Source organism: Micromonospora sp. AB353, assembly GCF_049538395.1.
In the GTDB taxonomy this organism is placed as follows: Bacteria; Actinomycetota; Actinomycetes; order Mycobacteriales; family Micromonosporaceae; genus Micromonospora; species Micromonospora aurantiaca.
In genome coordinates this window covers 33,968-58,728 of the sequence record NZ_JBMVFV010000037.1, presented here as the reverse complement: position 1 = coordinate 58,728, position 24,761 = coordinate 33,968, and the positions used below count along the sequence as shown (strand labels likewise).

33 protein-coding genes and 1 pseudogene are annotated in these 24,761 nt (G+C 74.0%); 17 read left to right on the top strand and 17 right to left on the bottom strand.

Annotated features, from left to right (window positions below; genetic code table 11):
* Window positions 1-2,755, bottom strand: a 2,755-nt coding sequence (locus tag ACPCK6_RS17055; protein ID WP_423481605.1) for a hypothetical protein, incomplete at its 3' end; no start/stop codon positions are given.
* 244 nt (window positions 2,756-2,999) lie between these two features.
* On the opposite strand from ACPCK6_RS17055, the gene ACPCK6_RS17050 reads away from it, so the two are divergent.
* Together ACPCK6_RS17050 and ACPCK6_RS17045 are read left to right on the top strand one after the other, a co-directional pair.
* Complete coding sequence (locus ACPCK6_RS17050; RefSeq protein ID WP_423481604.1) at window positions 3,000-3,875, top strand: sulfotransferase domain-containing protein; 876 nt, start codon at window positions 3,000-3,002, stop codon at window positions 3,873-3,875.
* A 21-nt stretch (window positions 3,876-3,896) separates the two neighbouring features.
* Complete coding sequence (locus ACPCK6_RS17045; RefSeq protein ID WP_423481603.1) at window positions 3,897-4,607, top strand: helix-turn-helix domain-containing protein; 711 nt, start codon at window positions 3,897-3,899, stop codon at window positions 4,605-4,607.
* Here the strand turns inward: ACPCK6_RS17045 and ACPCK6_RS17040 are convergent.
* Together ACPCK6_RS17040 and ACPCK6_RS17035 are read right to left on the bottom strand one after the other, a co-directional pair.
* The gene (locus ACPCK6_RS17040; RefSeq protein ID WP_423481602.1) at window positions 4,589-5,167 is read right to left on the bottom strand and encodes a dihydrofolate reductase family protein; all 579 of its coding nucleotides are present in this window, start codon (window positions 5,165-5,167) and stop codon (window positions 4,589-4,591) included. The genes ACPCK6_RS17045 and ACPCK6_RS17040 overlap by 19 nt on opposite strands.
* 54 nt (window positions 5,168-5,221) lie before the next feature.
* Window positions 5,222-5,686: a rhodanese-like domain-containing protein gene (locus ACPCK6_RS17035; protein WP_423481601.1), complete on the bottom strand. Its 465-nt coding sequence runs from the start codon at window positions 5,684-5,686 to the stop codon at window positions 5,222-5,224.
* Between the two features lie 62 nt (window positions 5,687-5,748).
* Between ACPCK6_RS17035 and ftrA the strand changes: the two genes are divergently transcribed.
* The gene (ftrA, locus tag ACPCK6_RS17030; RefSeq protein ID WP_423481600.1) at window positions 5,749-6,741 is read left to right on the top strand and encodes a transcriptional regulator FtrA; all 993 of its coding nucleotides are present in this window, start codon (window positions 5,749-5,751) and stop codon (window positions 6,739-6,741) included.
* Here ftrA and ACPCK6_RS17025 read toward each other — a convergent pair.
* Genes ACPCK6_RS17025 through ACPCK6_RS17015 form a run of 3 tightly spaced genes read right to left on the bottom strand, consistent with a single transcriptional unit; the run spans window position 6,714 to window position 7,859 of the window.
* Window positions 6,714-7,076, bottom strand: coding sequence for a nuclear transport factor 2 family protein (locus ACPCK6_RS17025; protein ID WP_423481599.1), 363 nt, complete (start codon window positions 7,074-7,076; stop codon window positions 6,714-6,716). The two genes, ftrA and ACPCK6_RS17025, sit on opposite strands and share 28 nt — an antisense overlap.
* Window positions 7,054-7,530, bottom strand: coding sequence for an SRPBCC family protein (locus tag ACPCK6_RS17020; protein ID WP_423481598.1), 477 nt, complete (start codon window positions 7,528-7,530; stop codon window positions 7,054-7,056). The genes ACPCK6_RS17025 and ACPCK6_RS17020 overlap by 23 nt, the downstream gene beginning before the upstream one ends.
* Window positions 7,527-7,859 (bottom strand): ArsR/SmtB family transcription factor, encoded by a 333-nt coding sequence (locus ACPCK6_RS17015; protein ID WP_396880696.1) that lies wholly within the window; start codon window positions 7,857-7,859, stop codon window positions 7,527-7,529. The genes ACPCK6_RS17020 and ACPCK6_RS17015 overlap by 4 nt, the downstream gene beginning before the upstream one ends.
* Before the next feature lie 220 nt (window positions 7,860-8,079).
* Here ACPCK6_RS17015 and ACPCK6_RS17010 point away from each other — a divergent pair, with 220 nt between their 5' ends.
* On the top strand, window positions 8,080-8,796 hold the full coding sequence (locus ACPCK6_RS17010) for a hypothetical protein (RefSeq protein ID WP_423481597.1): 717 nt from the start codon (window positions 8,080-8,082) through the stop codon (window positions 8,794-8,796).
* Between the two features lie 33 nt (window positions 8,797-8,829).
* On the opposite strand, the gene ACPCK6_RS17005 is transcribed toward ACPCK6_RS17010, so the two are convergent.
* Window positions 8,830-9,255, bottom strand: coding sequence for an iron chaperone (locus ACPCK6_RS17005; RefSeq protein WP_318333244.1), 426 nt, complete (start codon window positions 9,253-9,255; stop codon window positions 8,830-8,832).
* Between the two features lie 144 nt (window positions 9,256-9,399).
* On the opposite strand from ACPCK6_RS17005, the gene ACPCK6_RS17000 reads away from it, so the two are divergent.
* The 4 genes from ACPCK6_RS17000 (at window position 9,400) to ACPCK6_RS16985 (ending at window position 12,304) form a co-directional block, all read left to right on the top strand.
* Window positions 9,400-10,137: a VOC family protein gene (locus ACPCK6_RS17000; RefSeq protein ID WP_423481596.1), complete on the top strand. Its 738-nt coding sequence runs from the start codon at window positions 9,400-9,402 to the stop codon at window positions 10,135-10,137.
* Window positions 10,138-10,221: 84 nt separating this feature from the next.
* Entirely contained in the window at window positions 10,222-10,758 is a 537-nt protein-coding gene (locus ACPCK6_RS16995; RefSeq protein ID WP_423481595.1) for a mycothiol transferase, read from the top strand.
* An 83-nt stretch (window positions 10,759-10,841) separates the two neighbouring features.
* Window positions 10,842-11,456 carry a dihydrofolate reductase family protein gene (locus ACPCK6_RS16990; protein WP_423481594.1) on the top strand — a complete coding sequence of 205 codons (615 nt, stop codon included), beginning with the start codon at window positions 10,842-10,844 and terminating at the stop codon, window positions 11,454-11,456.
* Between the two features lie 47 nt (window positions 11,457-11,503).
* Entirely contained in the window at window positions 11,504-12,304 is an 801-nt protein-coding gene (locus ACPCK6_RS16985) for a hypothetical protein (RefSeq protein WP_396880691.1), read from the top strand.
* Window positions 12,305-12,306: 2 nt separating this feature from the next.
* On the opposite strand, the gene ACPCK6_RS16980 is transcribed toward ACPCK6_RS16985, so the two are convergent.
* The 6 genes from ACPCK6_RS16980 to ACPCK6_RS16955 are packed head-to-tail and all read right to left on the bottom strand — an operon-like array spanning window position 12,307 to window position 15,139.
* Window positions 12,307-12,843 (bottom strand): SUKH-4 family immunity protein, encoded by a 537-nt coding sequence (locus ACPCK6_RS16980; protein WP_269700841.1) that lies wholly within the window; start codon window positions 12,841-12,843, stop codon window positions 12,307-12,309.
* Window positions 12,840-13,385 (bottom strand): SUKH-4 family immunity protein, encoded by a 546-nt coding sequence (locus tag ACPCK6_RS16975; RefSeq protein WP_423481593.1) that lies wholly within the window; start codon window positions 13,383-13,385, stop codon window positions 12,840-12,842. The genes ACPCK6_RS16980 and ACPCK6_RS16975 overlap by 4 nt, the downstream gene beginning before the upstream one ends.
* The gene (locus ACPCK6_RS16970; RefSeq protein WP_396880689.1) at window positions 13,382-13,909 is read right to left on the bottom strand and encodes an endonuclease; all 528 of its coding nucleotides are present in this window, start codon (window positions 13,907-13,909) and stop codon (window positions 13,382-13,384) included. The genes ACPCK6_RS16975 and ACPCK6_RS16970 overlap by 4 nt, the downstream gene beginning before the upstream one ends.
* Window positions 13,902-14,396, bottom strand: a complete 495-nt coding sequence (locus ACPCK6_RS16965) for a WXG100-like domain-containing protein (RefSeq protein ID WP_262012143.1) — start codon at window positions 14,394-14,396, stop codon at window positions 13,902-13,904. The genes ACPCK6_RS16970 and ACPCK6_RS16965 overlap by 8 nt, the downstream gene beginning before the upstream one ends.
* Window positions 14,397-14,399: 3 nt before the next feature.
* Window positions 14,400-14,729: a hypothetical protein gene (locus ACPCK6_RS16960; RefSeq protein WP_318333252.1), complete on the bottom strand. Its 330-nt coding sequence runs from the start codon at window positions 14,727-14,729 to the stop codon at window positions 14,400-14,402.
* Entirely contained in the window at window positions 14,726-15,139 is a 414-nt protein-coding gene (locus ACPCK6_RS16955; RefSeq protein ID WP_423481592.1) for a YbaB/EbfC family nucleoid-associated protein, read from the bottom strand. Before ACPCK6_RS16955 ends, ACPCK6_RS16960 begins: the two co-directional genes overlap by 4 nt.
* Window positions 15,140-15,317: 178 nt before the next feature.
* Between ACPCK6_RS16955 and ACPCK6_RS16950 the strand changes: the two genes are divergently transcribed.
* The 4 genes from ACPCK6_RS16950 to ACPCK6_RS16935 all read left to right on the top strand — a co-directional run bounded on the left by ACPCK6_RS16950 (window position 15,318) and on the right by ACPCK6_RS16935 (window position 18,400).
* On the top strand, window positions 15,318-15,932 hold the full coding sequence (locus ACPCK6_RS16950; protein WP_423481591.1) for an RNA polymerase sigma factor: 615 nt from the start codon (window positions 15,318-15,320) through the stop codon (window positions 15,930-15,932).
* On the top strand, window positions 15,925-16,836 hold the full coding sequence (locus ACPCK6_RS16945) for a CU044_5270 family protein (protein ID WP_423481590.1): 912 nt from the start codon (window positions 15,925-15,927) through the stop codon (window positions 16,834-16,836). Before ACPCK6_RS16950 ends, ACPCK6_RS16945 begins: the two co-directional genes overlap by 8 nt.
* Window positions 16,837-16,906: 70 nt before the next feature.
* Window positions 16,907-17,860, top strand: coding sequence for an FAD-dependent oxidoreductase (locus ACPCK6_RS16940; protein ID WP_423481589.1), 954 nt, complete (start codon window positions 16,907-16,909; stop codon window positions 17,858-17,860).
* Window positions 17,861-17,917: 57 nt separating this feature from the next.
* Window positions 17,918-18,400, top strand: coding sequence for a hypothetical protein (locus ACPCK6_RS16935; RefSeq protein WP_423481588.1), 483 nt, complete (start codon window positions 17,918-17,920; stop codon window positions 18,398-18,400).
* 9 nt (window positions 18,401-18,409) lie between these two features.
* On the opposite strand, the gene ACPCK6_RS16930 is transcribed toward ACPCK6_RS16935, so the two are convergent.
* On the bottom strand, window positions 18,410-19,114 hold the full coding sequence (locus tag ACPCK6_RS16930; protein ID WP_396880685.1) for a hypothetical protein: 705 nt from the start codon (window positions 19,112-19,114) through the stop codon (window positions 18,410-18,412).
* Window positions 19,115-19,279: 165 nt separating this feature from the next.
* Between ACPCK6_RS16930 and ACPCK6_RS16925 the strand changes: the two genes are divergently transcribed.
* The 3 genes from ACPCK6_RS16925 to surE are packed head-to-tail and all read left to right on the top strand — an operon-like array spanning window position 19,280 to window position 21,293.
* Window positions 19,280-19,492 carry a hypothetical protein gene (locus ACPCK6_RS16925; protein ID WP_194800835.1) on the top strand — a complete coding sequence of 71 codons (213 nt, stop codon included), beginning with the start codon at window positions 19,280-19,282 and terminating at the stop codon, window positions 19,490-19,492.
* Between the two features lie 57 nt (window positions 19,493-19,549).
* A complete protein-coding gene (locus tag ACPCK6_RS16920) occupies window positions 19,550-20,473 on the top strand; it encodes a 1-phosphofructokinase family hexose kinase (RefSeq protein ID WP_396880782.1) in 924 nt (307 codons plus the stop codon).
* Window positions 20,463-21,293 (top strand): 5'/3'-nucleotidase SurE, encoded by an 831-nt coding sequence (surE, locus tag ACPCK6_RS16915; protein WP_423481587.1) that lies wholly within the window; start codon window positions 20,463-20,465, stop codon window positions 21,291-21,293. The genes ACPCK6_RS16920 and surE overlap by 11 nt, the downstream gene beginning before the upstream one ends.
* Before the next feature lie 48 nt (window positions 21,294-21,341).
* Here the strand turns inward: surE and ACPCK6_RS16910 are convergent, their stop codons facing one another.
* Entirely contained in the window at window positions 21,342-21,569 is a 228-nt protein-coding gene (locus tag ACPCK6_RS16910; protein WP_013474689.1) for a hypothetical protein, read from the bottom strand.
* A gap of 68 nt (window positions 21,570-21,637) precedes the next feature.
* Complete coding sequence (locus ACPCK6_RS16905) at window positions 21,638-22,465, bottom strand: alpha/beta fold hydrolase (protein ID WP_396880682.1); 828 nt, start codon at window positions 22,463-22,465, stop codon at window positions 21,638-21,640.
* 96 nt (window positions 22,466-22,561) lie between these two features.
* On the opposite strand from ACPCK6_RS16905, the gene ACPCK6_RS16900 reads away from it, so the two are divergent.
* Complete coding sequence (locus ACPCK6_RS16900; protein WP_396880681.1) at window positions 22,562-23,596, top strand: sigma-70 family RNA polymerase sigma factor; 1,035 nt, start codon at window positions 22,562-22,564, stop codon at window positions 23,594-23,596.
* A 15-nt stretch (window positions 23,597-23,611) separates the two neighbouring features.
* Here ACPCK6_RS16900 and ACPCK6_RS16895 read toward each other — a convergent pair.
* Window positions 23,612-23,833, bottom strand: a pseudogene (locus tag ACPCK6_RS16895) (hypothetical protein); the annotation flags it as partial.
* Between the two features lie 279 nt (window positions 23,834-24,112).
* Between ACPCK6_RS16895 and ACPCK6_RS16890 the strand changes: the two are divergent.
* Window positions 24,113-24,604, top strand: coding sequence for a winged helix-turn-helix domain-containing protein (locus tag ACPCK6_RS16890; RefSeq protein WP_423481586.1), 492 nt, complete (start codon window positions 24,113-24,115; stop codon window positions 24,602-24,604).
* Window positions 24,605-24,761: the final 157 nt, after the last annotated feature.

Sequence of the window (24,761 nt, the reverse complement as noted above, 5' to 3'; positions counted from 1 at the left end):
CCACCAGCCGGGTCAGCGCGGCCCGGAACGCCGCGTCACCACCGGCCCGCAGCAGGTTCGCCACCCCGATGCCCGGCGTCGTCTCCTCCGGGTCGGTGAGCCGGTCCACGACCAGATCGGTGACGCCGGTCAGCCACGGCGACCACTCACCGAGCGCGTCGAACGCGGCGCGGCGGACCTCCCGGTCGTCGGCCCGGCACGCCGTCGCGACCAGGCCGGCGTAGGCGCGGCGGTGGCGCTCCGAGATCCCCGACGGGTACGCGCCGAGCACCGCCCTCCGCTCCTCCCGGCCGGCGTGCACCGCCGCGCGCAGCACGGCCCAGGTCGCCTCGGTGCCCAGCCGCTGCCGGGCGGCGGAGACGATCGCCGCGCGGACGTCGCGGTGCGTGCCCGGATCGGCGTACGCCTCGCCGAGCGTCGCCATCGCGTCCACGTGCGCGTAGCGGGCCAGCAGCCGGGCGGCCTCCTTGCGGCTGGTGACCTTCGCGGCACCGGTCAGCACCCCGCCCAGCAGCTCGGCCAGGCGGGCCGGCGGGACGTGGCGGGCGGCCCGTCCGGCGGCGTACAGCGCGACGCGCGCCCGGTCGCCGTCGGCGTACCGCAGCAGCAGCGGGAACGCCTCGTCCGGCCGGTCGGTCCAGACCAGCGCGCCGAGCGCCGCCTCGGCCACCGGCACCTCGGACGCGTCGACGTGGCGCAGCACCAGCTCGCGTCCGGCCGGACCGGCCCCGGCAGCGGCCCGGACCGCCGCCGCCCGCTGCCACACCCGGTGCCCGGAGTCGGCGACGACGCGGGCCTGAAGCGCCACGAAGCGGTCCTGCTGGCGGGGGAGCCACCGCTGCGCGCGCGGCGCCGGGCCGGGCACCCACCGCTTGCCGTTCTCCACGAACCGGCCGCGTGGAGGTCGGTCCAGCACCCGGTCGAGCAGGTCGGTCCGGGACGTGCAGACGGTCGCCCACACCTCGTGGATCGCGATCGCCGACGCGTCGACGGCGAGCACCTCGGCGACGCGCCGCGAGCGGGTACGTGGATCGTCGAGCCAGAGGCCGACCGCCGTACGGGCCACTGTGGGCAGCGTGTCCGGCCCGATCGCCCGGCGCAGCAGGTCCTGCAGCTCCGCCAGCCGCCACGCCCGCCGGCCGAGCGCGTGGATGAACGCGAACAGCAGCCCGTACCGGCCGCGCGCCATGCCCGCCTCGATCCGGCCGCGCAGCCGGTCGAACACCACCCGCTCCTGGCCGTGCCGCAGCGCCGTGTCGAGCCGGCGCAGCACCGGCACTGTGGCGTCGCTGCTCACCGCGTCGATCGTGCGCAGTGCCCACTCGGCCAGCTCCGGTACGTCCACGTGGAGCGTGAGGACGTCGACGGCGAGCCGGCTCAACGCCGTGGTGGTGGTCGCCGAGGTGTCCCGCGCGTCGACCGCGTCGGTGGTGAGCCCGGTCAGCCCGCCCGCGCTCGCGGCGGTGAGCAGCGGTGCCACAGTGGCCAGCGCGGTGAGCGCGGCGGCGCGCACCGGGTCCTGCTCGTTGCGCAGCCGGCCCAGGCGGACCACCACCTGGGCCACCGTGTGCGGGTCGCGGGAGCGTCGCGCGGCCGCCACCAGCAGCCGCCAGCCGTCCGCGCGTTCCTCCGCGTCGCCCGAGCGCAGCGCCGCACTCGCCGACGGGGACGCCTGCGGCCACGGCAGGTACGCGCTCCAGAACCGCACCTGCTCCTCCCGCTCGCGCACGGCCGGGAGGGTCAGCACACGGGCCGCCTCGCGTGCCCGTACCGCCGCCGGCAGCACCTCCATGACCGCGGTGCCGGGTAGCAGCGCGGTGGTGTCGGTGTCGGCCAGCGCCCCGTCGTACAGTTCGGCGCGGCGGCTCGGCGCGACGGCGCGGAGCAACGCGGCGAGCGCCCGGTCGTGGTCCCGCAGCCGGGCGGCGAGCGGGATCAGGTCGCCGGTGGGCAGCGTGGCGAGGCGGCCCAGCAGCGCGCGGGGCGGCACGATCCGGGCCAGCCAGGCCGCGCGGCCGGGCGACGTGAGCAGGCGGACGACCCGGCGCGCGTCGTGTGCGGCGAGTCGCCCGTACGCGACGAGCGGGCCGGGCAGCGACTCCTCGGGCGCGTACGCGTCGAGCAGGTCCAGCGCCCGCGCCGGGTCGCCGCCCAGCACCGCTGCGGCGGCCTCCGCCCAGATCCGCCCGCGCGTCTCGGGCGGGGCCGAGGCGAGCCGTTCACCGGTGCGCGCCAGCACGATGTCGCTGTGCGTCCGCATCAGCCGTTCCGGGTTCAGCGCGTGTTCCAGGTCGGGCAGCCACGCCCGTACCGTCTCGGGGCCGCAGGCCGGCAGCAGCGCGGCTGCCTCGTGGTCGCCGAACCGCTCGCGTACCCCGATGATCAGTGCGTCGGCGACTGCCGGCGCCGGGTTGCGGCGCAGCGCCCGGTAGACGCGCCGCCGCGCGTTCGCCGGCCGGTCGGTCAGGTCGGCGGGCGTCACGCCGGCCCGCACGGCGGCGGTCAGCGCGGTGGCGGCGATCGCGGGCTCCGGATCGTACGTCGCGGCCAGAACGGCCGCGGTGTCCCGGGTGGCCAGCGCGGCGAGCAGCGCGAGACGCCGCTCGTAGCTGCCGTGCCGACGCAGGTCGGCGCAGACCTGCGCACGGTCGGGCGCGGTGCGTGCCCACGCCACGAGGCGCCGCGCCCGGTCACGGTGGGTCAGCGGGTCGAGGGCGGTCAGCAGATCGCGGGTGGGGGTGAGCACGGCGCTCATTGTGCCGGTGCGCGGGCCGGCGCTGCTGCCCCGCCGCGCTTATTCCGCAATTCCTAGAGAAATTGTAGATTTTCAGCGTTCTCTCAGCCGACCGGGATTGACATTAATCGGACCGTCGGGGATATTCCTAGCGGCGCGTCGGGGCGCGGGGCGGAGCAGGCGAAGTCTGCGGACTTCACCTGCGTGACGTGCGGAAAGGTGTTCGTGCTGCCCCTGCTCCGCGGGGTCCGGATGAGGTTGGGAAATGATTAATCGGGCCGTCGAATTCGCCAAGCACAATTCGCCGAATTCTCTGCGCGTCAAGGCCCGGCGGGCGCAGATGGAAGCGCGCAACGCCCGCATGCGACTCACCGTTCCGGTAGTGGCCCGTAGCGAGTTCGACAACATCTTCCACTGCACCGTCCGCAAGACCGGCAGCCAGTGGATCAAGGCGCTGTTCAGCGACCCGGCCGTCTACCGCCACTGCGGGATGCTGCCCTACGACCCGCGCTTCTACGCCGGTGGGGCGACCGCGCCGGTGCCGGCCGGCCGCATCGGCCTGGCGATCTTCCTCTCCCACAAGCGGTTCGAGGCGGTGCCCAAGGCCGGCAGTTACCGCGCGTTCTTCGTGATCCGCGACCCGCGCGACGTGGTCGTGTCCAGCTACTTCTCGCTGCGCAACTCGCACGCCCCGATGGGCGACATCCCGCAGGCACGCAAGGCCCTCCAGGAACTGCCGAAGAAGGAGGGCATGCTCTACGTCATCGACCGCCTGCGCGACAAGAAGCAGTTCGGGCAGATGCGCTCCTGGGCCGTCGCGCCGAGCGACGAGACGTTCCGGCTGTTCCGCTACGAGGACCTGACCGGCGAGCGGCAGGCCGACGAGGTCGACCAGCTCCTGCGGCACTGCGGGATCACGCTGCCGCCGGCCGAGCTGGAGGCGCTGCTGGCGCGCTACAGCTTCACCAAGATGAAGAAGTCCAAGGAGACCCCCGGACGGATCTCCCACTACCGCAAGGGCGCGTCCGGCGACTGGCGCAACCACTTCGACGACGACATCTACGCCGCGTACACGAAGGCGGCCGGTGACCTCGCGGAGATCCTCGGCTACCCCGCCCGGGACGAGACCCCCGCCCGCTGACGATCGCCGTATGCTCCTGCCGTGGAGCTGCGGTTCACCACACGCGCGTCCGACTCGGCCTGGATCGACACCGTGTGGACCTGCACCAGCGAGCGGGTCGACGAGATGACCTCGGTGGCGACGCCGTGCTGGGGCCTCGTGTTCTGGCAGCGCGACGGCCGCTCCCACGCTGCCGTCTCCGGCCCCGAGACCGCTACCGCCACCGCGCCGGTGCCCGAGGGCGCCACCTTCGTCGGCATCGAGTTCGCGGTGGGCACCTCGCTGCGGCTCGTACCCACGCCCGACCTGGTGGACGGCGGTGCCGAGCTGCCCGACGTGGGCCGCCGGACGTTCCGGCTCGACGGCGGCCGGTGGGCCACGCCCGGCCCGGACGACGCCGAGGCCCTGGTGGAGCGGCTGGTCCGCGCCGGCGTGGTGGTCCGCGACCCGCTCGTCACCGAGACGTTGCGCGGCGGCCGTCCACCGGCGTCACCGCGTACCCTCGAACGCCGGTTCCGGGCGGCGACCGGGCTGACCCGGGGCGCGGTGCGGCAGATCGACCGCGCGCGCCGCGCCGCCGTGCTGCTGGCCGCCGGCGGCCCGCCCGCCGACGCGGTCACCACCTTCGGGTACGTGGACGAACCGCACCTGGCCCGCGCGCTGCGCCGGTACGTCGGACGGACGGCCGGTGAGCTGCGCGCGGGCGCCGGTGGGGCGATCGCGCTGGACCCGGCTCAGCGGGTCACGTCGTAGATCAGCTTGACGACGCCGTTGGGGTAGGCGGCCGAGTCGCGCAGACGCAGCGTCTGCCGGTCCCGGTCGGCCTGGGTGAACAGGCCCTTGCCGGCGCCGAGCAGCACCGGGAAGACGAGCAGGTGGTACCTGTCGATCAGGTCCGCCTCGGCGAGACGGCGGGCGAGTTCGGCGCTGCCGTGGATGAAGACGTCGCCGCCGTCGCCCTGCTTGAGCGCGGCCACGTCGGCGGTGGAGCGCAGGATCGTCAGCGGCCCCCAGCCGTCGATCAGCGCGTCCTCGGGCAGGCTTGACGACACCACGTACTTCGGCAGATCCCGGTAGGCGGCGTGGTCCTCGGAGTCGCGCCAGGTCGGCGCGAACGCCTCGTAGCTGCGCCGGCCGAACATCAGCGCCGTGGTCTGTGCCAGCTCCTCGCCCTTGAGCGAGAACGCCTCGGGCAGGAACTCGATGTCCTTGACGACCCAGCCGCCGCTGCGGTGGTCCTCGCCCGGGCCGCCGCCGGGGGAGTCCACGACGCCGTCGAGCGACATGAATCCGGTGTAGACGAGATCACGCATGCGGCAATGCTAGGAACGGCCGCCACCTGCCGTCTTGTACGGAACCGACACGCCTCAGCAGCCGCACGAGACGCCGGCCGGGGCGGTGAGGTCGTCGGCGGGCCGCCGGACCAGCCCGGCCTCGGTGCGTACCGGGAAGCCCTCCCGCACCCAGTACTCGTACCCGCCGATCATCTCCTTGACCGGGCGGCCGAGCCGGGCGAACTCCCGCGCCGCGCGGGTCGCGCCGTTGCAGCCCGGCCCCCAGCAGTACGTGACCACTGTGGCGTCCGCCGGGATCAGCTCGCCCGCCCGGCCGGCGATCTCCGCGGTGGGCAGGTGCACGGCGCCGGGGATGTGTCCCTGCCGCCACGCCGGGAGGGATCGCGAGTCGACCACGACCAGGCCGGTCACGCCCGCCTCCAGGTCGGCGTGCACGTCGCTGACGTCGGCCTCGAAGGCGAGCCGGGCCGAGAAGTGGGCGAGGGCGTCGGCGGGGCGGGCGGCGGGGGTGCGCAGGACGTTCGACATGGCACCCATCGTGGTGGCCGCCGCCTGGCCGCTCCAGTGGCGCGAGCGCCGCCGGTCGCTAAGATCCCGCCATGAACAGCGCCACCGTCTCCGTGCTGGCGTACGAGGGCATGTCGGTGTTCGAGACCGGCATCGTCACCGAGGTCTTCGGCCTGCCCCGCCCCGAGTTCGACGTCCCCTGGTACGAGCTGACCGTCTGCGCGGAGACCCCCGGCGCGGTGCGGCTGGTCGGCGGCGCCACCCTGCACACCGGCCACGGCCTCGACACGTTCGCCGCCGCCGGCACGCTGATCGTGCCCGGCGTCGCCGACGTGCACGCCGACCCGTCACCGGCGCTCACCGGCGCGCTCCGCGCGGCCCACCGGCGCGGCGCCCGGATCGTGTCGATCTGCTCGGGCGCGTTCGCCCTGGCCGGCGCGGGACTGCTCGACGGGCGCCGCGCCACCACCCACTGGCGGTACGCCGACCTGCTCGCCCGGCGCCACCCGGCGGTACGCGTCGACCCGGACGTGCTCTACGTCGACGACGGGGACATCCTCACCGGCGCCGGCAGCGCCGCCGGCCTGGACCTCTGCGTCCACCTGGTACGCCGCGACCACGGCCCGACGATCGCCAACGCGGTCGCCCGCCGGCTGGTCGTACCGCCGCACCGCGAGGGCGGCCAGGCGCAGTTCATCGAGGCGCCGGTGCCCGGCGACCCGGAGGACGACCGGCTCGCCGCGAGCATGTCCTGGGCACTGGCGAACCTGAACACCCCGATCACCGTCGACCGGCTGGCGAGGCGGGCGCACATGTCGGCGCGTACCTACCTGCGGCACTTCGCGCGGGCCACCGGCACCACCCCGATCCGCTGGCTGATCGACCGGCGCGTCCAGGCCAGCCTGCCGCTGCTGGAGACGACCACCGCGCCGATCGAGGAGGTCGCCGCGGCGGTGGGGTTCGAGACGGCGGTGACGTTCCGGCACCACTTCGCCGCCGCGATGCGGACCTCGCCGTCGGCGTACCGACGGGCCTTCACCGGGGCGTCAGGCGGTGCTCACGCGCCGGGCAGCGGGACGACGTAGGAGTCGACGCGGGCGATCAGCCCGTCCCGGAACGTGAACAGGTCGTTGAAGGCGAACCGGAACGGCCCGTGCTCGACGCTGACGCCCCGGCCCTCGCCGGTCACCACGACGACCGGCCCGTCCTCGTGCACGCGCTCGACGTCGAGCCGCGGGCTGCCGGTGAACGCCGGGTTCTCAATCTCGCCGTCGAACTCCGCCCGGCCCCGCGTGGTGCGGTGGCCGTGGATGACCCACTCGACGTCGTCGGTGAGCGTGGCGAGGATGCGCTCGTGGTCGCTCGCCCGGAAGCCGTCGAAGTATTCGGCGACCAGGTCACGCTGGGTTACTCGGGTCACTGTCGTCTCCATCGTCGTGGTGTCGGAGGTGGGCGGCGAGGGCGTCGAGGATCGAGGCGAGCCCGTCGGCCGCCTGGTCGGTGCGCAACTCGAGCGGGAGCTTGCGCTGGTGCACGGTGAGGTCGGTGCCGTACTCGGCGGGCCGCAGCGTGACAGTGGTGCGCAGGCCGGTGACCGGCTCGTCGAACACCAGCTCACGCGGCCTTTCGACGCTCACGTAGACGAACCGCAACCGCCCGGTCCGGCCGTCCGGGGCGCGCGTGTCGAGCGCGAACTCGCCGCCCGGTCGCAGGTCGACAGTCACCGAGCCTGGCGGCACCGAGGCGTGCGAGCCGCCCCAGAACGCGGCGATGCCGGACGGTGAGGTGAAGGCCTCCCACACCCGGTCCGGCGCGGCGGGCAGGTGGCGCCGCGCGATCAGCTCGTCGCCGTGCCGTTCGGTACGGGCCCTCACCGGGTCGCCTCCGGACCGGAGAGGTGCTCCTCCAGCGCGTCGAGACGGTCGTCCCAGGCGCGGCGCTGCTCGTCGATCCAGGTACTCAGCCGGGCGAGCCGGTCGACGCGCAGCCGGCACGGCCGCCGCGTGCCCTCCCGGCGCTGCTCGACCAGGCCGCACCGGCGCAGCACGCCGACGTGGTGGGAGATCGCCTGCGGCGTCAGGTCGAACGGCTCGCCCAGCTCGCCGACTGTGGCCTCGCCCCGGGCGAGGCGGGTCACCAGGGCGCGGCGGACCGGGTCACCGAGGGCGGCGAAGGCGAGGTCGAGGTCCGGATCGGAGCGCATGCCCGCACGCTACCGCAAGCATCCCTTTGCACAAACACTCATTTGCAGAGTTGTCGCCGCGCGGCCCCCGCTGAACACCCGCCGCACCTGCCGGAACCCGGCAGCGGGGCCGGGCGTTGGGGGAGTGGCGGTGCTGTTTCGGGTGACGCCGCATCGGGAACGTCGTCGGGACGGGGCACGGACGGAGGTCGACGTGAGGACACCGAGTCGCCGGAGGCGGATGCTTGGCGTACCCCTGCTCGTCGCCACGCTGCTGGCCGGCGCCTGCGGCGACGGCGGCGGGAACGACGGCGGCGGCGCGAGCACGACCTCGACGCCGGCCGCGGGCCCGACGGCCGCCACACCGTCGGCGTCATCGTCGCGCGGCGGGCCCGTGACGATCCCGACGTCCGCCTTCGTCGACCTGCCGCCGGAACTGCGCAAGGCCGCCGCCCAGCCGACCGACGCCGCCGACGCGCTGCCCGAGCTGTGCGACAAGGAGTTCCGCAGCGGCGGGCGGTCGGTCACCGCGAGCGCCGCGATGATGAGCACCTACAAACAGCCGAAGGACCCGCCGGAGAACGTCCCCTACGGCACGTTGCACCAGACCGTCTTCGCGTTCGAGGGCACCGGCGCCGCCGACTACCTGCGGCGGGTGCGCGGGGCGGTGGCGGACTGCCGGTCGTTCCAGGCCTCGGGCGGCACCGTCACCGTCGCGTCCCGGCCGATGGCCGGAACCGGGGACGAGGCCCTGCTGGTCACGGTGAGCCGTCCCGCGACCGGCCTGGACGGCAGCCCGGCCCAGGGGCGGAGCACCAGCCAGATCCTCGTGATCCGGGTCGTTGACGCGGTGACGGTCGTGCACGACCAGGGCTGGGAGGGCACCAGCATCGACGCCGGCCTGGCCGACGACATCGCCCGGGCCGCGGTCCGCGGCCTCGACTCCTGGCAGCGCTAGCAGCAGTGGCCGCGCCGCCGATTGGCGGCACGGTCAGGACACGGCGGTACGCACCAGCTCGGCGAGCTTCTTCTCCACCTCCGGGCTCCACCGCACCAGCGCGAACGACGCCGGCCACATGTCGCCGTCGTCCAGGTTCGCCGCCTCCTGGAAGCCCACCGTCGAGTAGCGGTACTTGAACTTCCCCGCGTCCTGGAAGAACACGACGATCTTGCCGGCGGCGTTGGCGTACGCGGGCATGCCGTACCAGGTCTTCGGCGCCAGCTCCGGCGCGGCGGACGTGATCGTCATGTGCACGCGCTCGGCCAGCTCGCGGTCCTCCGGCGCCATCTGCGCGATCCGGTCGAGCACCGCCTGGAGCTCGTCGGCCTTCTTCGCGCCCTTCTTGCCCTCGGCGCGCAGCTCGGCCGCACGCTCCTTCATCGCGGCGCGCTCGGCGGCGCTGAACCCGTCGGACATCTCGATCCCCCCTCGTGACTCGCGGTCCGCGTGGTGCCGACCGCCCGATGACAACGCTATGGCGCGGCGGCGACGGCCCGCTTCTCGATTCCTGATCACCTGCCGGGACGACGGCGACCGGGCGCGGCACCTACCATCGCCGCCATGGCAACCCGGCTCGTACAGATCAACATGAAGGCCCACGACGAGGTGGCGCTCGGCGGCTTCTGGGCGAAGGTGCTCGGCTGGGGGATCTCCAGCGAGGCCCCCGGCGTGACGAACCTCGAACCCGAGGATCTCACCTACCCGGACCCCCGCGCCCTCTACATCGACCTCGTCGTCTCCACCGAGCCCAAGACGGCGAAGAACCGCGTCCACGTCGACCTCGCGACCACCTCGGCCGTGCACCACGCGGAGCTGGTCGCGCGCCTGACCGCGCTCGGCGCCACCCCCGCCGACATCGGCCAGGGCGACGTGCCGTGGACGGTCCTGGCGGACCCGGAAGGCAACGAGTTCTGCGTACGGGAGCCGAACCCGCGGCACGCGGACACCGGGCCGATCGCCGAGGTGGTGGTCGACTGCGCCGACCCGCGGGGCATGGCCGACTTCTGGGGCCGGGCCACCGACTGGACCGTGCACGAGGTGACCGACCGGCAGGCGGTGCTGCGCTCCGCCCAGGGCGTCGGGCCGTACCTGCGGTTCGCCCGCACCGCCGACGCGAAGACCGGGTGGAACCGTGTCCACCTCGACGTGTGTCCGTACCCGTCGGACGACCTGGACGCCGAGACCGCGCGCCTGCGGTCCCTCGGCGCGACCGACGCGGACCTGGGCGGGGCCGACATCCCGTGGCGAGTGCTCGTCGACCCGGAGGGCAACGAGTTCTGCGTCCTCACCCCGCGCTGACCCGCCGAACGCGGCGCCGGCGGGTGCGACCACCCGCCCGGCGCCCGCCCCCCACGGAATTCGCCTGCTGCCTATGCTTCGGCGATGGACGACGCGACCACCGAGACCGAGGCCGAGGCGCTGCTGGCCGTCCTGGAGCGCAACCGGCGGACCTTCGCCTGGAAGACCGACGGGCTCGACGAGACGGGCCTGCGCGCGGTCACCGCCGCCAGCACCATGACGCTCGGCGGCCTGATCGCGCACATGGCCCTGGTCGAGACGGACTGGCTGGCCGTGAAGGTGGCCGGTCAGGGGTACGGACCGCCGTGGGAGGGCATCGACTTCGACGCTGAGCCCGACTGGGAGTGGCGTTTCGGCGCGCAGGCCGCGCCGGACGACGTGTACGCGCTGTGGCGAGCCGCGGTGCGGCGGTCGCGCGGGCTGATGGATGCCGTCGTCGCCGAACGTGGACTGGCCGGGCCGTCATCCTTCACCTGGCCCGACGGGCGCACCCCCACCGTCCGCAAGATGCTCCTCGACGTGATCGAGGAGTACGCCCGGCACACCGGCCACGCGGACCTGCTCCGGGAGGCGGTCGACGGGCGGGTGGGCGAGGGCGCGCCGCCGGAATTCTCGTACTGATCCCGGGTGACGTCGTCGCGGGCCGATGAGTTTGACACGGTGCGGCGGTCAACCCGTCGAACCCACTGCGAAGGAGCACCGCGATGGCCACTGTCATCTCCACGCTGTTCATCTCGGCCGACGGTGTCGCCGAGATCGACCCCGACTGGCACTTCCCGTACTTCGACGACAACATGGGCCGCGCCGTCACCGAGGACTACGACACCTCCGACGTGCTGCTGATCGGCCGGGAGACGTACGACAGCTTCGCCGGCGCCTGGCCGGACCGCGAGGCAGCCGGCGGTGAGGACGCGCCGTTCGCCAAGCAACTCGGCGACATGCGCAAGGTCGTCGTGTCCCGCCAGCCGCTGGAGTTCTCCTGGCGCAACTCGGAGCTGATCCAGGGCGACCTGGTGGACGCCGTACGCGCGCTCAAGGCCGACGCCGGCATCAAGGGCGTCCTCATCCCCGGCTCGATCTCGGTGGTGCAGCAACTGCTCGCCGCGGGCCTGGTGGACGAGCTGCGGCTGCTGGTGCACCCGGTCGCCGCCCGCAAGGGCCGCCGGCTGTTCGACGAGGGCGACGCGCCGTACCACCTGCGGGTGGCCGCGACCGAGGTGTACCCGACCGGCGTGATCCGGGTGATCTACACCCCGGCCCCGGCGCCGGGCGCGGTCGGCTACGACGACGTCAAGGACCAGGTGCCGGCCGGCAGCTGACGATCACGGGGCGGCGGCGGCCCGGTGTGCCGTGAAAGGATCCGCCGGTGCGTCGCGCTCCGCTGCTGCTGATCCTCGCGGCCGGGTCCGCCGTCGCCCACGTCGCCGGCGTCCTGGTGGCCGCACCGCTCTGGCGCGGCGCGGAGGTGCTGAGCCTGGCGCTGCTGCTCGGTTACGCCGTCGCCGCCGGACTGCCGGCGCCGCGCTGGGCGGTGCCGGCGGCGCTCGTACCGCTGATCGTGGACGCGGTCCGCACCATGCCGGCCGAGCCGGGCGCCGGGGACGTCGGCTGGACGGTGTACGGCAGCGGCGACAGCGGCTTCGACGTCACGGCCGGCTTCGACGCGGCGCTCGCCGCAAGCTGGGCGGCGCTTGTCGCGGTGGCGGTGCTGCTTGTCGCGTACCGGGGGCGTGGACGGCGGCGGCACCTGATCGCCGCGGTGGTCGCCGCCGCGCCCGTCCTCGGGTACGCGGCAGTCCGGGTCGCCGACGTCGTGCCCGCGCTCGTCCTCGCGGTGCTGCCGCCGCTGGCGCTCGCACTCGCCGCGCTGGCGCTCGCCGTGCTGCTGGCCGGGCGGGCTCGGCGGCTCGCCGCGACCGGGGCGGCACTGCTGGCGGTGCTCGCGTTGCCGCTGCTCGACGCGGCGCTGGCCGCGGTGCCGCATCCGCTCGAGGCCGACGGCACCGCCCTGTTCGCCTGGTACGCCATCCCGCCCACGGCGGCCATTCCGCAACCGGTGGCGGCGTTGACGGTGGCGGTGGAGCTGACCGCGTACCTGCTGCTCGTCGCCGGGCTGACCGGCGCGGACCGGGCCGCACCGGCGGTGCCCGCGCCGGCGGCCGGTTGACGTCAGGCGGTCGACTCCAGCTCGTCGAAGGCCATGTTCCACCACGACTCGGGCTCCGCGAACGCGGCCGGGTCGACCGGGCGCAGGTCGTCGCGGATCGCCGCCGCCCGTGCGGCCCGCTCCCGCCCGCCCGGGTCGGTGGCGATGAGCTGCCCGAGCCGGTAGAGGAACTCCACGAACGCGGCGAAGGTGCTGTTCACCGTCTCCAGGTTCGGTGTCTCCAGGTCCAGCAGGATCACCGCGCCGGTGCCCGCGTCCAGGCAGAACAGCAGCGCCGGGTCCTCCGGCGAGGCACCGAGCACGACGTACGGGCGGGGGCCCTGGTCGCCCAGCTCGATCGACAGCGTGGAGAACAGCTCGACGTCGGGGACCGAGACGTCGACGGTGAACAGGATCGGTACCTCGACCGGCAGCGCGCCGTCGGGCGGGAACACCTCCGGCCCGAGCGGCCCGAGGATCGCGTCGAAACGTTGGTCGGGAAAGTAGATGACGCCCCGCTCACCCCACAGCGCGGTGAGCTGCTCCCGGGTCACCGTCACGGCTGCGCCTCGTCCTCGTCGACCTCGTCCGCGTCGTCGAGCAGGCCCTGCCGGTCGAGGAACGCGTACCACGCGTCGTCGTCGGTGACCAGCTCGGCGTAGCCGGGGCCGAGCACGTAGTAGTGCACGAACGAGTCGAGGTCGGGTGCCAGCTCCTCGAACGCGTCGCCCATGAACCACTCGGTGCCGGTCGGCGGGAAATACCACACCGCGCCGGTCGCCCGCTCCAGGAAGATCGGCTCGTCACTGCGCGTGCCGATGACCAGCCAGCCGGTCGTGTCCTGCGGGACGGGGGAGAAGGCGGGCGCGTAGTCGAGGAAGTACTGCACACCGGTGAGCCGGTCGGTCGAGGCCAGCTCGAACGCCCCGGCGCGCAGGCCGTCGGCGACGAGCAGCAGATCACGCACGCCGGCCGGCAGCTCCGCCGGCACGTCACCGTCGTCGGCGGGCGCGCCGATCTGCGCGTACGCGAGACTCGCCGGCTCGTCCGCGGCCAGGTCGGCGCGGAGTTCGTCGAGAAGCTGCGCGAGATCGGAAGTCAATCCACTACCTCTATTCGGATCGGGGTTCCGTCCGGCAGATTCTGGATCTGCCCCCAGATCTGGGAGCCGATGTCCGTGTTGGTTCTACCATGCAGCAGCTTGAGGTTGTCGACGGTGTCCGGCCCGCCGAGCTGCAGTTCCCACACGTGGTCGGGATGGTAGTCGCTGAGCCGTTGACTGAGCCGGTTGGCGAGATCCTTGTCGTGCGGCCAGTACTTGTCCCAGATCTTCTGCCGGATCCGGTCCTTGTAGCCGTCGGTGATGCTCTTGTCGCGCTGCACCGGGTTGGTGGCCTTGTAGAGCCTGCCGGAGTCGCTGAGCTTCTTCAGCGCGGCCATCTTGCGCCGGAACTGCGCGGTGGCGTGGAAGTCGCGGCGCTCCACCCGCACGACCTTGGTGGGCAGGCTGTGGTTGGGCCCGGTGACCCGGACGATCGGCTTCTCCAGCTTCTCGACCGCCTTGCGGACGATCTTGCCGGCTGCCGGTTTCGCGGCGGCGCCCCGGCCGCGCCTCGGGCTAGGCATCGAGCAGTCTCCCGATGACCTGGTCGATGAGCGCGCCGACGATCTCCCGGGTGATGATCTGGAAGATCGGGATCTCGGCCAGCGAGGCGCCGAACGTGACCACGGCGGTGGCGATCGCCTGGGCGACCTCGAACGCGAGGATGGCGAGCTGCACGATCACCGCGATCTTCAGCGCCAGCACGATCGCCGCGCAGATGATCAGCCCGGCGCCGAGCAGCATCGCCGCGGGCATGCTGTCGTGCAGCACGAGCGGCCCGTTCTGCTCGCCGCCCCACCACTTCTGGAACGCCGCGATCGCCGGACCGACGTTCTGCGTCCACACCTGCGCGGCAGCCGCGTCCGCCTCGCCGGCCGCCGCCCCGATCCGGCCGCCGAACTCCAGCCACGCCTGGCCCATCTCGAAGAGCTTCTCCTCGTCGGCGGCCGGCCAGGTGTAGCCGATCCAGCCGAGCGCGGTGACCAGCTCACCCGGCAGTTGCAGTCCCACGGCTCACCCCAGCCCGCCGGCCAGCGAACGCATGGTGCCCGCGCCGTCCTCGTCGACCCGCTCGTACGAGTCGGCCATCCCCGCGATGTCGGCGCCCGCCGAGGTGAACTCGTCGGCGGCCATGCCGAGGCAGTCGAAGATGTAGTTCGCCACCTCGGTGTACGCGATGCCGATGAGCGACCCGATGTCGTCGGCGCCCCACGGCTCGCCGTAGCCCTGCATCCGCGCCTCGAACGCCTCCAGCTCGCCGGTGAACCGCTTGGCCACGTCGGTGACGCCGCGCCCGGCAGCCCGGATCAGCGGCGGGTGCACCTCGAAGCCGTCGCCGCTCATCGCTGCCCGCCGCGCGCCAGCCGCTCCTGCGCCTCGGTCAGCGCGTCGAGGAACGACCCGAGCCGGGGCACGGCCGTGTCCCGTACCTCCTGCAACTGCTCCCGCAACTGCGACATGTCCGCGACCTGCGGAGCCGGGCCGGCGCGCAGCCCGTCGATCGCCGCGTTGACGGCGGTGACGACGTGCGCGGTCAGCTCCTCGGAGCCGAGCCGCATCAGCCGCGGCTCGACGTGCAGCGACTGGAGCCTGCCGTCGCGTCCCATCTCGGCGCGGACCTGCCCGTCGGCGGCCTCGCCCACCGCCGGCGTCTCCGCCTCGTCGGTCGGCGGCGGACCCACCGTCCGAAGTGCCGCCATCGTCGCGTCGAGCATGCGGGTGAAGTCGCCGCTCATCGAAGGATCCGCACTCATGAGACCTCCCCAAGGCCAAACGCCACGAGCGTAACCGAGACGGACAAAGCGATTCCGCCCCGTGCGACCGCGCGGTCCACGGCGGACCGTCCGACCGGCCTACCGTCGCGGGCGTGAACCGTCCGGACGCGAGCAGCGGACAACAGGTGACACGTCCCCACTCGCCGAGAGGCCGCGCATGAGAAGACTGAGACGGGCGAAGGATGTCGACGTCGGCGCGCTCACCGACGCCGAGGTCGTCGCCCGGTCCGTACGGGAACCGGAGACCTTCGCCGCGATCTTCGACCGGCACGCGCCGCACATCCACCGCTACCTGGCGCGGCGCCTCGGTTCCGCGGCGGCCGACGACCTGGTGGCGGAGACGTTCCTCGCCGCGTTCCGGCGCCGGGACCGGTTCGACACCGGCCGCCCGAACGCCCGCCCGTGGCTGTACGGGATCGCCACCAACCTCGTCGCCCAGCAGCGGCGCACCGAGGAACGGGAGTACCGGCTGCGGCAGGCGTACGGCCCGGCGACGTCCGAGGCGTCCCCCGCCGACCGGGTCGCCGCCGAGGTGACCGCGCGGTCGCTGCGCCGGCACCTGCTGGACGCGCTGGCCGGGCTCGCCGACGGCGACCGCGACGTGCTGCTGCTCGTCGCCTGGGAGGACCTGACGTACGAGGAGGTCGCCGCCGCGCTGGCCATCCCGGTCGGCACCGTGCGGTCCCGGCTGAACCGGGCGCGCCGGCTGCTGCGGGAACGGCTCGGCGGCGAACCGGCCGACACCATCGAGGAGGTACTGAGCAATGGATGAGATGCGACTGCTCCAGCGGCTCGGCGACGAGACCGAGCTGCCTGCGGGGGAACGGCTCGCCGCCGCGCGTACCCGGCTGGTGGGCGCGATGACCGCGACGGAGGCCGCGCCCGTCCGGCGGTCGCGACGGCCCGCCTGGCGGCTGGTCCTGGCCGGGGTGGCGACGGCGTCGGTGGCGGCGTCGCTCGCCGCGGTGCTGGTGCTGGCGCCGGACCGGATCGGTGGCAGTGCGCCGGCCGCCCGGGCCGACGCCCGGCAGGTGCTGCGCGACGCGGCGGTGGCGGCGTTGCGGCTGCCGGACGTCGAGCCCCGGCCCGACCAGTTCGTCTACACGCGTTCGCAGGGCGGCCGGGAGCTGCGGGAGAGCTGGGCGTCGGTGGACGGGACCAGGGACGGCCTGGTCGTCGAGTACCCGCCGGGCGGCCGCCAGGAGTTCGTGCTCCCCGGCTGCCGGGACGGCCGGGCGAAGATGTACAAGGGCGGGCAGCTCCTGCCGGGCACCGAGCCGTGCGTGCCGGAGCCCGCCTACGATCCCGCCGTGCCCACCGACGCCGCCGCGATGCGCGCCTACCTGGACAAGCACCGCAGCGGCGAGCCCGGTGACGTCAACGCCGCCGCGAAGGACGTGCTAGACCTGCTCAACGACTCCTACCTGCGGCCACGGTCGCGGGCCGCACTGTTCGAGGCCGCCGCCGCGACGCCGGGCCTGAAGGTGGTGGAGAAGGCCACCGACGGTGCGGGCCGCTCCGGTGTGGGCGTCAGCTGGTCCTCCCCGGGGAGCCCGGCCCTGATGGTGCTGGTGTTCGACCCGCGGACGTACGCGTTCCTCGGCGTGGGCGGGGAGGCGGGTACGTCGGCGGTGTTGTCCGTCGCCGTTGTGGACCGGGTCGGCCAGAAGGGCTGACGTCCGCCGGGCGGGTCGCCTCCCTGGGCGGCCCGCCCGCTCCGGTCGTGCGTCCGGGGCCTGGGCCATCATGGGCGTCATGACGAAGGCGGACGTGGTGGTGGTCGGCGGCGGCGTCATCGGTATGACGACGGCGCTCACGCTCCAGCGGCGGGGCGCACGCGTCACCGTGCTGACCGCCCACGACCCGGCCGACACCGTGTCGACGGTGGCCGCCGCGGTCTGGTACCCCAGCCACACCGAGGAGGATCCCCGGGTGCTGCGCTGGGCCCGGGACACCCACGCCGAGCTGCGCCGCCAGGCGGCCGACGGCGTGCCGGGAGTGGTCGACCGGCCCACCCGGATGTGGCTGCGCCACCCCTACACCGGGCCGCCCTGGTGGGCCGACGCCTGCGGCGACCTGGTGGCCGAGCCGGCGGAGCCGCCGTACACCGCGCTGCTGCGGTTCACCGCCCCGTCGGTGGAGATGACCATCTACCTCACCTGGCTGCGGGAGCGCCTGGAGGCGGGCGGCGGCCGGGTCGTCCGCCGCGCGCTGGGCACGCTCGCCGAGGCGTACGAGGTCGCGCCGGTCGTGGTGAACGCGACCGGCCTGGCCGCCGGGCGGCTCGCCGCCGATCCTTCCGTGTACCCGGCTCGCGGGCACGTCCTGCTGGTGGCGAACCCCGGCCTGACCGTCTCGGTACGCGACGAGGACGACCCGGCGGGCGTCACGTACGTGCACCCGCGCCGGCACGACGTGGTGCTCGGCGGCACCTACGGGGCGGGGGTGGGACACACCCGCCCCGACCCGGAGGAGGCGGCGGCGATCCGGCGCCGGTGCGTGGCGCTGGTGCCGCAGCTCGCGGACGCGCCGGTGCTGGGGGAGCGGATCGGGCTGCGACCGGCCCGCCACGGCGGCCCCCGGGTCGAGGTGGACCCGGCGGACGGGCGGCTGGTGCACGCGTACGGGCACGGCGGCGCCGGGGTGACGCTGTCCTGGGGCTGCGCCGCCGAGGTGGCCGATCTCGCCTTGAGCGTCTGACCGTCCCGGCGCGCGACGGTCCACCGTCAGGGCTCGGCGGCCGGTAACCTCGGCCCGGTGTCCGCCCGCCGTGCCGCACTGTCAGCTCTGGTCGCCCTGATCGCCGTCCACATCGGATGCACGCTCGTCGCGCTCGCGGCCTACAGCCACCGGATCGGCCTGGTGACCCACGACGGCTCCGGTTTCCTGGTGGAGCTGCTCGACGCCGTGGTGCCCCTGCGTGACCTGCTGCCCGCTGCGCTCTGGCTGCTGCCGGTCACGCTGCTCGTCACGTTCGCGGCCCTCGGCCGGTGGGCCGCCCGGCGGACCGTCCGCCCCGACGACGAGCGGCTACCGGCGACGGCGTGGACCGCCGGCATCGCCGCGGTGCTGCTCAACCCGCTGGCGGCCGTGCGCTACGCGTCGGCCACCGCCGAGGGCGGCGAATACATGCGTACGGTGCAGGTGGAGACCAACCTTCTGGTGCTCGCCGCGACGGTGGCGACCACGATGAGCGCGCTCGCCGTCGCCGGGTTCGTCCGGCGCTCCGACGCCGCCTGAGCGCTCTGTTCACCGCTCCAGCACGGTGAGCCATTCGGCGGCGCGAGGCCGGTATCCGTGCAGCTCGAAGAGCCCGCGCACGATCGCCGGCACGTGCCCGGCGCCGTACACGACCGCCACGTCGATGCGTTCCGCCGACCGGGTACGGATCAGCTCGGACAACGCGGCGAGCAGCCGCTCGTCGCGTTCGCCGCCGAGCGCGCGCTCGGTGTGCTCGGTGAACTCGTGGTCGGCGTACCGCTCGTCGGTGGCCGACGGCAGGTCGTTCATCTCGATCTCCGGTGAGAGCAGACGCCGGGTGCCGCCGAAGAACTGCATCACCGTCACGAACGGGATCACCAGCCACATCTGGAGGCGGTACCGCAGCGGCATCGCCCGCCAGCCCTCGGTGAACTCCTCCGCCGACACGTCCGGGTTGAGCACCTCGACGCCGAGAGACGCGTACGGGATGGGGTCCGTCACCAGGCCGGAGCGCCGGTTGGCCGGCATGGCCCGGTAGGTGAGTGTCAACGCCGAGCCGACCGCCGACCGGCCGCTGACGCCCTCGACGACGAGCAGGTCGCATTCCCGGAGCCGCTTCGTGACCGCCGCGTAGAACGCCGGGCTCGCCACATGGAGCATCGGGAACACCAGGAACTCCAGCCGGCTGCCGGGACGGCGTAGCCGGAGCACGGCGGAGCGGGTGCCGATGACGCTGTGTTCGATGATCTGCATGCCTGCCCCCGTGGCATCGGCTGCTCTTGTCGGCAGGGTAGGGCGGGCGGGCAACGTGTCCCGCGGACCGGTCAGGAATCGAGAAGCCCCGGGCGGGCACCCGGACCTAGCGTTTCCGGCACGGGCCGCCCCGCGGGGGAGGCCACCGCCGGGAGGTAGGCATCAATGGATACGCGCATCCGTCAGCTCCACCGCTGGTTCTCCGTCGCCTTCACCGTGACCGTCGTGATCACGTTCGTGGCGCTGGCGCAGAAGGATCCGATCGTGTGGGTCTCCTACGTGCCGCTGCTGCCGCTCGCCCTGCTTTTGATCAGCGGTCTCTACCTGTTCGCGCTGCCGTACCTGCGGCGTCGCCGTGCCGCCGCGCGCCCGCGCTGACCTGGGGGATTACCGGGGCCGGTCAGCGGGCAACACCGGCGGATGGAGCAGAAGGTGATGGTGTTCGCCCCGGCCCCGCTGTTGACGGTGACGATCGAGCAGCAGGGCGACGTACCCGAGCTGCACCTGCACCCCGGCGGGCAGGGGGTGTGGCAGACCCGGATGATCGCGGCGCTCGGCGTACCGGTGACCATGTGTGTGGGTCTCGGCGGCGAGGTGGGCGACGCGGTCCGCAAGCTGCTCGACGACGAGGACGTCACGGTACGGATGGTGCGGCGGGAGTCCGGCACCGGCTGGTACGTGCACGACCGGCGCGACGGCGAGCGGACCGAGATCGCCGAGCACCCGGGCGCGCCGATGGTGCGGCACGACATCGACGAGTTGTACACGGTGACGCTCACCGAGGGGCTGCGCGCGCCGGTGAGCGTGCTCAGCGGCCCCGCCGACCCGCAGGTGGTGGACCCGGACATCTACCGCCGGCTCGCCGCCGACCTGAGCGCCAACGGCGGGACTGTGGTGGCCGACCTGTCCGGGCCGTACCTGGAGGCGGTGCTCGACGGCGGCGTGAGCGTGCTGAAGGTCAGCCACGAGGAACTGCTCGACGACGGCCTGGCCAAGGACGACAGCGTCGAGGCGCTGCGCGACGCCGGCCGCCGGTGCCAGGAGCGGGGCGCGCGGACCGTGCTGATCAGCCGCGCGGGGGAGCCCGCGCTGGCGCTGCCGGAGGACGGCGAGCCGCTGCTGGTGCACGCCCCGCCGCTGGAACTGGCCGACCACCGGGGCGCCGGTGACTCGATGACCGCCGGGGTGGCGGCGGTGCTGGCCCGGGGCGGCGACATGCGGGAGGCGCTGCACGTCGGCGCCGCCGCCGGAGCGCTCAACGTGACCCGGCACGGGCTGGGCACCGGCCGGGCCGAGGCGGTACGCGAACTGGCCGGCCGGGTGCGGCTGACCCCGCTGGACGGCGACGATGACGACTGACCGGCCGCTCCGGGTGCTGGTGACGAACGACGACGGCGTGCACGCCCCCGGCATCCGCGCGCTGGCCCGGGCCGCCTACGAGCGCGGCATGGACGTGGTGGTCGCCGCGCCGCAGCACGAGGCGAGCGGGATGAGCGCGGCGCTCTCCGCGGTGACCGACGACGGGCGGCTGGTGTTTCGCGAGACCGAGCTGGACGGCCTGCCGGGTGTGCCCGCGTACGCGGTGGCGGCCTCCCCGGCGTACATCGCGGTGCTGGCCGGCCTGGGTGTGTTCGGGCCGGTGCCGGACCTGCTGCTGTCCGGCATCAACCGGGGCGCCAACGCGGGCCACGCGGTCCTGCACTCCGGCACCGTCGGCGCGGCGCTGACCGCCGGCAACAACGGCATCCGCGCGCTCGCCGTGTCGCTGGACGTGCTCACCCCGGCGGCGGCGAGCGCCGGCAGTGGCGGCGCGGCGATCGCGGTGCTGGACAGCGTGGACGACGAGTCCCGCCACTGGCCGACCGCCGCCGAGCTGGCCGCGACGCTGCTGCCGTGGCTGGCCGGCGCGGATCCGGGTACGGTGCTCAACCTCAACGTGCCCGACCTCCCGGCCGACCGGGTGGCCGGGCTGCGCCAGGCGACCCTGGCCCCGTTCGGTCAGGTGCAGGTGTCCGTCGCCGAGCGCGGTGAGGGGTTCGTGCGGACGGCGGTGGAGGCGAACGCGGTCCGCGCGGTCCCCGGCACCGACATCGCCTGGCTGGCCGACGGGTACGCCGCGGTCACCGCGATCCGGGCGCTGGGGCATCTGCCCGACGTGGAGCTCCCGGTCGACGGCTGAGGACGGTTCCGCCCCGCCACCGTCGTACGGGTGGCGGGGCGGGGAGCGTCACTCGCCGGCCGCGCGCCGGCGGTCGGCTTCGGCGTCGGCGGCGCCCACCGGGGTGCCGTCGCTGTCCCGGTCGGCCCGGGACAGGTCCACGTCGGCGCCGGCCCGGGCGGCGTCGGCAGCCGCGTCGTCGGCGCCGACGACCTCACCGCCGTCGGTCTGTCCGTCGTCGGGGACCAGCCGCCCGGCGGCGGCCAGCCCGATCGGTGCGTACCTGGGGTCGGTCATCTCGTCCTCCTCACCGGTGCTCCTGCGCAAGCGGTACCCCGGTACGGGACGCGGCACACGCACGCGGGTCAGCGGCCCCGGTCGAGGAAGTCCAGGGTGACTGCGGCGAACAGCGGCGACTGGTCGATGTCGTAGTGGGTGAGGCCGGGCAGGATCGCCAGCGCGTGCCCGCCCGCCGGGCGGCCCTCGCCCGTCCAGCCGCCATCGCGCCGGCCGCCGTCGAGCAGCCCGAACACCTCGACGAAGTGGCTCGGCGGGGCCATGTCGGCGTCGGCGGCCACCACGAGCGTCGGCACCCGCAGGGCACGGACCTGCTCGGTGAAGTCGAAGTCCGTCCGCATCGCCTCGCCGATCTTGTCGAGCAGCCGGGGGAAGTCCTCCGGACGTGGCGCGACCCGCTGGTACAGCTCGTACATCGGGGTGTCCTTCATGTACTCGGCCGCCGCGGCGCCGACCTGGCCCTGCTGCGCCAGCAGTTCCGGGTAGACCGCGTCGCGGCGGATGTGCGCGGACGCGGCGACCAGCCGGCCGATCCTGTCGGGGTGCCGGAAGCCGGTGTGCAGGGCGACGCCGCCGCCGAGGGAGAAGCCGACCACGTCCGGACGGTCCAGCCCGAGGTGGTCGATCAGCGCGGCCACGTCGTCGGCCATCAGCGCCATGTCGAGCGGCCGGTCCACGTCGGCGGTGCGGCCGTGTCCCTGGAGGTCCACCACGATCACCTGGTGCGTGGCGGCCAGCGTGGGCAGGATCGGCGCGAACATCTCACCCGAGGTGAGGCCGCCGTGCAGCAGGATCATCGGCCGGCCCTCGCCGTGCGTCTCGAAGTAGAGGTGGACGCCGTTGACGTCGGCGTACCGCCCCGGGGCCTGTGTCTCGTCGCGCTGCGCTGTGGTCATCGGTGCTCCTCGGACGTGGTGACCTGACGGCTGGTGGACCGGTCGGGCGGCACCGACTCATCGGTGCGGGCCCGAACGTGCTCGCATTGACGCAGCATGTGGGCTAGTTTCGGCGGGGTGAGCGAGGTGGCGAGCGTCCCCGTCGAGGCGCAACTCGAGGAGTACCGGTCGGAGCTGACCGGCTACTGCTACCGGATGCTGGGTTCGGCCTTCGAGGCCGAGGACGCGGTACAGGACACATTCGTCCGTGCCTGGCGGAATTTCGACAAGTTCGAGGGGCGGTCCGCGCTGCGGACCTGGCTCTACCGGATCGCGACGAACGTCTGCCTGTCCATGTCCACCAGCGCGCAGCGCCGGGTCCGGCCGATGGACCTCGGTCCGGCCGGCGTCGGCACCGCCACCCACCCCGGCGAGCCCCGCCCGGAGCAGATCTGGCTCGGCCCGGCGCCCGACGACCGGGTGCTGCCGGAGGTCGCCGACCCGGCCGAGGTGGTGGCCGGCCGGGAGTCGGTCCGGCTGGCGTTCGTCGCGGCGTTGCAGCATCTGCCGCCGAAGCAGCGGGCCGTGCTGATCCTGCGCGAGGTGCTGGCGTGGTCGGCCCAGGAGGTCGCCGACCTGCTCGACACGTCGGTGGCGAGCGTCAACAGCGCCCTGCAACGGGCGCGCGCCACGCTCGCCTCGGCCGACACCGAGGCCGACGCGCGCCGGCCGCTCGACAGCGAGCAGCAGGCGCTGCTCGCCCGCTACGTGCGGGCCTTCGAGGCGTACGACCTGACGGCGCTCACCGCGCTGCTGCACGAGGACGCGACGCTGTCGATGCCGCCGCTGCCGCTGTGGCTGCGCGGCCCCGAGCACATCGCGGCGTGGATGGCCGGCACCGGCAGCGGCTGCCGCGGCTCCCGCCTGGTGCCGACCGCCGCCAACGGGATGCCGGCGTTCGGGCACTACCGGCGCGACCCCGACGGCTCAGGCCACGTGCCCTGGGCGCTGATCGTGATCGGCGTCTCCGGCGGCCGGATCACGTCGCTCAACAACTTCCTCGACGTCGACCGCCTGTTCCCGCTGTTCGGGCTGCCGGACCGGCTCGAGGAGGGTGCCGGCCAGCCCGAGCAGGCCGGCGAGCTCGCGTAGGTCGTCGCCGGCCCCGCGTACCTCCAGCCGCCAGCCGAACCGCCGCGCGGTCAGCCGGATCCGCGCCAGCACCTCGACCGTGACCAGGTCGGGCGCGCTCACCGCGGACACGTCGCACACCACCACGCCCCGGTCGCGGCCGCGCAGCGCCTCGGCCAGGTCGGCGCAGCGGGCCGCGATGTCCGCGCGGGTCGGCGTCCCGTCGGGCAGGCAGAGCAGGTGGGTGATCACACGCATTGGACCGCCGTACGCCCCGTCTCTCATCGGTACGCGCGTGCCGGACACGGCCCGGCGCACATTGCCTCGAACACCTTGTTGCACGCAGTTACATCGACGTTAACTGCTATACCAATCATCGGTGCCCGGCTATATGATCCCGGTAGTTCACCCCGAAGCCTCACGAAACCGCAGCTCCCGCACCCCTCGGGTCGAACTCCGCAAGCCAGGTGCCTCCGCAACGTCGTGCCTGGCGGCCGCCCGGCGTCGTGGTTCGGCCTGCCGGAAAGGTGGGAACGGATGACAGGGCTCCCGTCCTTGGTCATCGGCATCGCGTCCTCGTCGGCCGAGCGCCGGCAGCTCGCCCAACTGCTCGGCGGCACCGAGTCGTTCCTGATCGTGTCCAGCGCCCATCAGGCCCGCCGTTTCCTCGACCTGGTCCGCCGGCCCGCGCTGGCCCCGGCGCCGCAACCGCCCGCGGCTGACGAGACGCCGGCCGAGCCACCCCGGCGGGAACTGGCAGTCGACTCCGACCGGCGGGTGCTGCGCTGGCGGGAGCGGGAGATCGGGCTGACGCCCCTGGAGCACGACCTGATCGTCTGCCTGACCGGTACGCCCGGCCAGGTGTGGACGTACGCCCGGCTGCACCGCGCCGTCTGGGGCAACGACCATCTCGGACGGCGCTCCGACATGCACTCGGTGGTCCGCCGCCTCCGCCGCAAGCTGGGCCGCCTCGACGCCCCCGCCACGATCCACGCGGTGAGAGGCGTAGGGTTCCGCCTCACCCCCTGACACTCCCCACCCACCCCCCACCCCGGCCCGCCCGGCGATCTTGCACTTTTGGTCCCCGGGGGTGTCCCTTTGGCGCACTTCGCCAGGGCCGCAAATGCAAGATCGCCGGGGCTTGTGGGGTGGCGGCGGGCGGGGATCCTCGTTCGGCCGTTGGCTG

What these genes read in the sequence shown, in the direction of transcription:
- ACPCK6_RS17015 (WP_396880696.1), bottom strand. Translation starts at nt 7,859, where the DNA reads ATGCGCTCCGATCCGGACCTCGACCTCGCCTTCGCCGCCCTCGGTGAC.
- ACPCK6_RS17040 (WP_423481602.1), bottom strand. Translation starts at nt 5,167, where the DNA reads ATGCGTGATCTCGTCTACACCGGATTCATGTCGCTCGACGGCGTCGTG.
- ACPCK6_RS16950 (WP_423481591.1), top strand. Translation starts at nt 15,318, where the DNA reads ATGAGAAGACTGAGACGGGCGAAGGATGTCGACGTCGGCGCGCTCACC.
- ACPCK6_RS16970 (WP_396880689.1), bottom strand. Translation starts at nt 13,909, where the DNA reads ATGCCTAGCCCGAGGCGCGGCCGGGGCGCCGCCGCGAAACCGGCAGCC.
- ACPCK6_RS16960 (WP_318333252.1), bottom strand. Translation starts at nt 14,729, where the DNA reads ATGAGCGGCGACGGCTTCGAGGTGCACCCGCCGCTGATCCGGGCTGCC.
- ACPCK6_RS16910 (WP_013474689.1), bottom strand. Translation starts at nt 21,569, where the DNA reads ATGACCGACCCCAGGTACGCACCGATCGGGCTGGCCGCCGCCGGGCGG.
- ACPCK6_RS16900 (WP_396880681.1), top strand. Translation starts at nt 22,562, where the DNA reads ATGTGGGCTAGTTTCGGCGGGGTGAGCGAGGTGGCGAGCGTCCCCGTC.
- ACPCK6_RS16955 (WP_423481592.1), bottom strand. Translation starts at nt 15,139, where the DNA reads ATGAGTGCGGATCCTTCGATGAGCGGCGACTTCACCCGCATGCTCGAC.
- ACPCK6_RS16925 (WP_194800835.1), top strand. Translation starts at nt 19,280, where the DNA reads ATGGATACGCGCATCCGTCAGCTCCACCGCTGGTTCTCCGTCGCCTTC.
- ACPCK6_RS17035 (WP_423481601.1), bottom strand. Translation starts at nt 5,686, where the DNA reads ATGGGTGCCATGTCGAACGTCCTGCGCACCCCCGCCGCCCGCCCCGCC.
- ACPCK6_RS17050 (WP_423481604.1), top strand. Translation starts at nt 3,000, where the DNA reads ATGATTAATCGGGCCGTCGAATTCGCCAAGCACAATTCGCCGAATTCT.
- ACPCK6_RS16945 (WP_423481590.1), top strand. Translation starts at nt 15,925, where the DNA reads ATGGATGAGATGCGACTGCTCCAGCGGCTCGGCGACGAGACCGAGCTG.
- ACPCK6_RS17005 (WP_318333244.1), bottom strand. Translation starts at nt 9,255, where the DNA reads ATGTCCGACGGGTTCAGCGCCGCCGAGCGCGCCGCGATGAAGGAGCGT.
- ACPCK6_RS17010 (WP_423481597.1), top strand. Translation starts at nt 8,080, where the DNA reads ATGCTTGGCGTACCCCTGCTCGTCGCCACGCTGCTGGCCGGCGCCTGC.
- ACPCK6_RS16890 (WP_423481586.1), top strand. Translation starts at nt 24,113, where the DNA reads ATGACAGGGCTCCCGTCCTTGGTCATCGGCATCGCGTCCTCGTCGGCC.
- ACPCK6_RS16920 (WP_396880782.1), top strand. Translation starts at nt 19,550, where the DNA reads ATGGTGTTCGCCCCGGCCCCGCTGTTGACGGTGACGATCGAGCAGCAG.
- ACPCK6_RS16905 (WP_396880682.1), bottom strand. Translation starts at nt 22,465, where the DNA reads ATGACCACAGCGCAGCGCGACGAGACACAGGCCCCGGGGCGGTACGCC.
- ACPCK6_RS16990 (WP_423481594.1), top strand. Translation starts at nt 10,842, where the DNA reads ATGGCCACTGTCATCTCCACGCTGTTCATCTCGGCCGACGGTGTCGCC.
- surE (WP_423481587.1), top strand. Translation starts at nt 20,463, where the DNA reads ATGACGACTGACCGGCCGCTCCGGGTGCTGGTGACGAACGACGACGGC.
- ACPCK6_RS16940 (WP_423481589.1), top strand. Translation starts at nt 16,907, where the DNA reads ATGGGCGTCATGACGAAGGCGGACGTGGTGGTGGTCGGCGGCGGCGTC.
- ftrA (WP_423481600.1), top strand. Translation starts at nt 5,749, where the DNA reads ATGAACAGCGCCACCGTCTCCGTGCTGGCGTACGAGGGCATGTCGGTG.
- ACPCK6_RS17000 (WP_423481596.1), top strand. Translation starts at nt 9,400, where the DNA reads ATGGCAACCCGGCTCGTACAGATCAACATGAAGGCCCACGACGAGGTG.
- ACPCK6_RS16995 (WP_423481595.1), top strand. Translation starts at nt 10,222, where the DNA reads ATGGACGACGCGACCACCGAGACCGAGGCCGAGGCGCTGCTGGCCGTC.
- ACPCK6_RS16930 (WP_396880685.1), bottom strand. Translation starts at nt 19,114, where the DNA reads ATGCAGATCATCGAACACAGCGTCATCGGCACCCGCTCCGCCGTGCTC.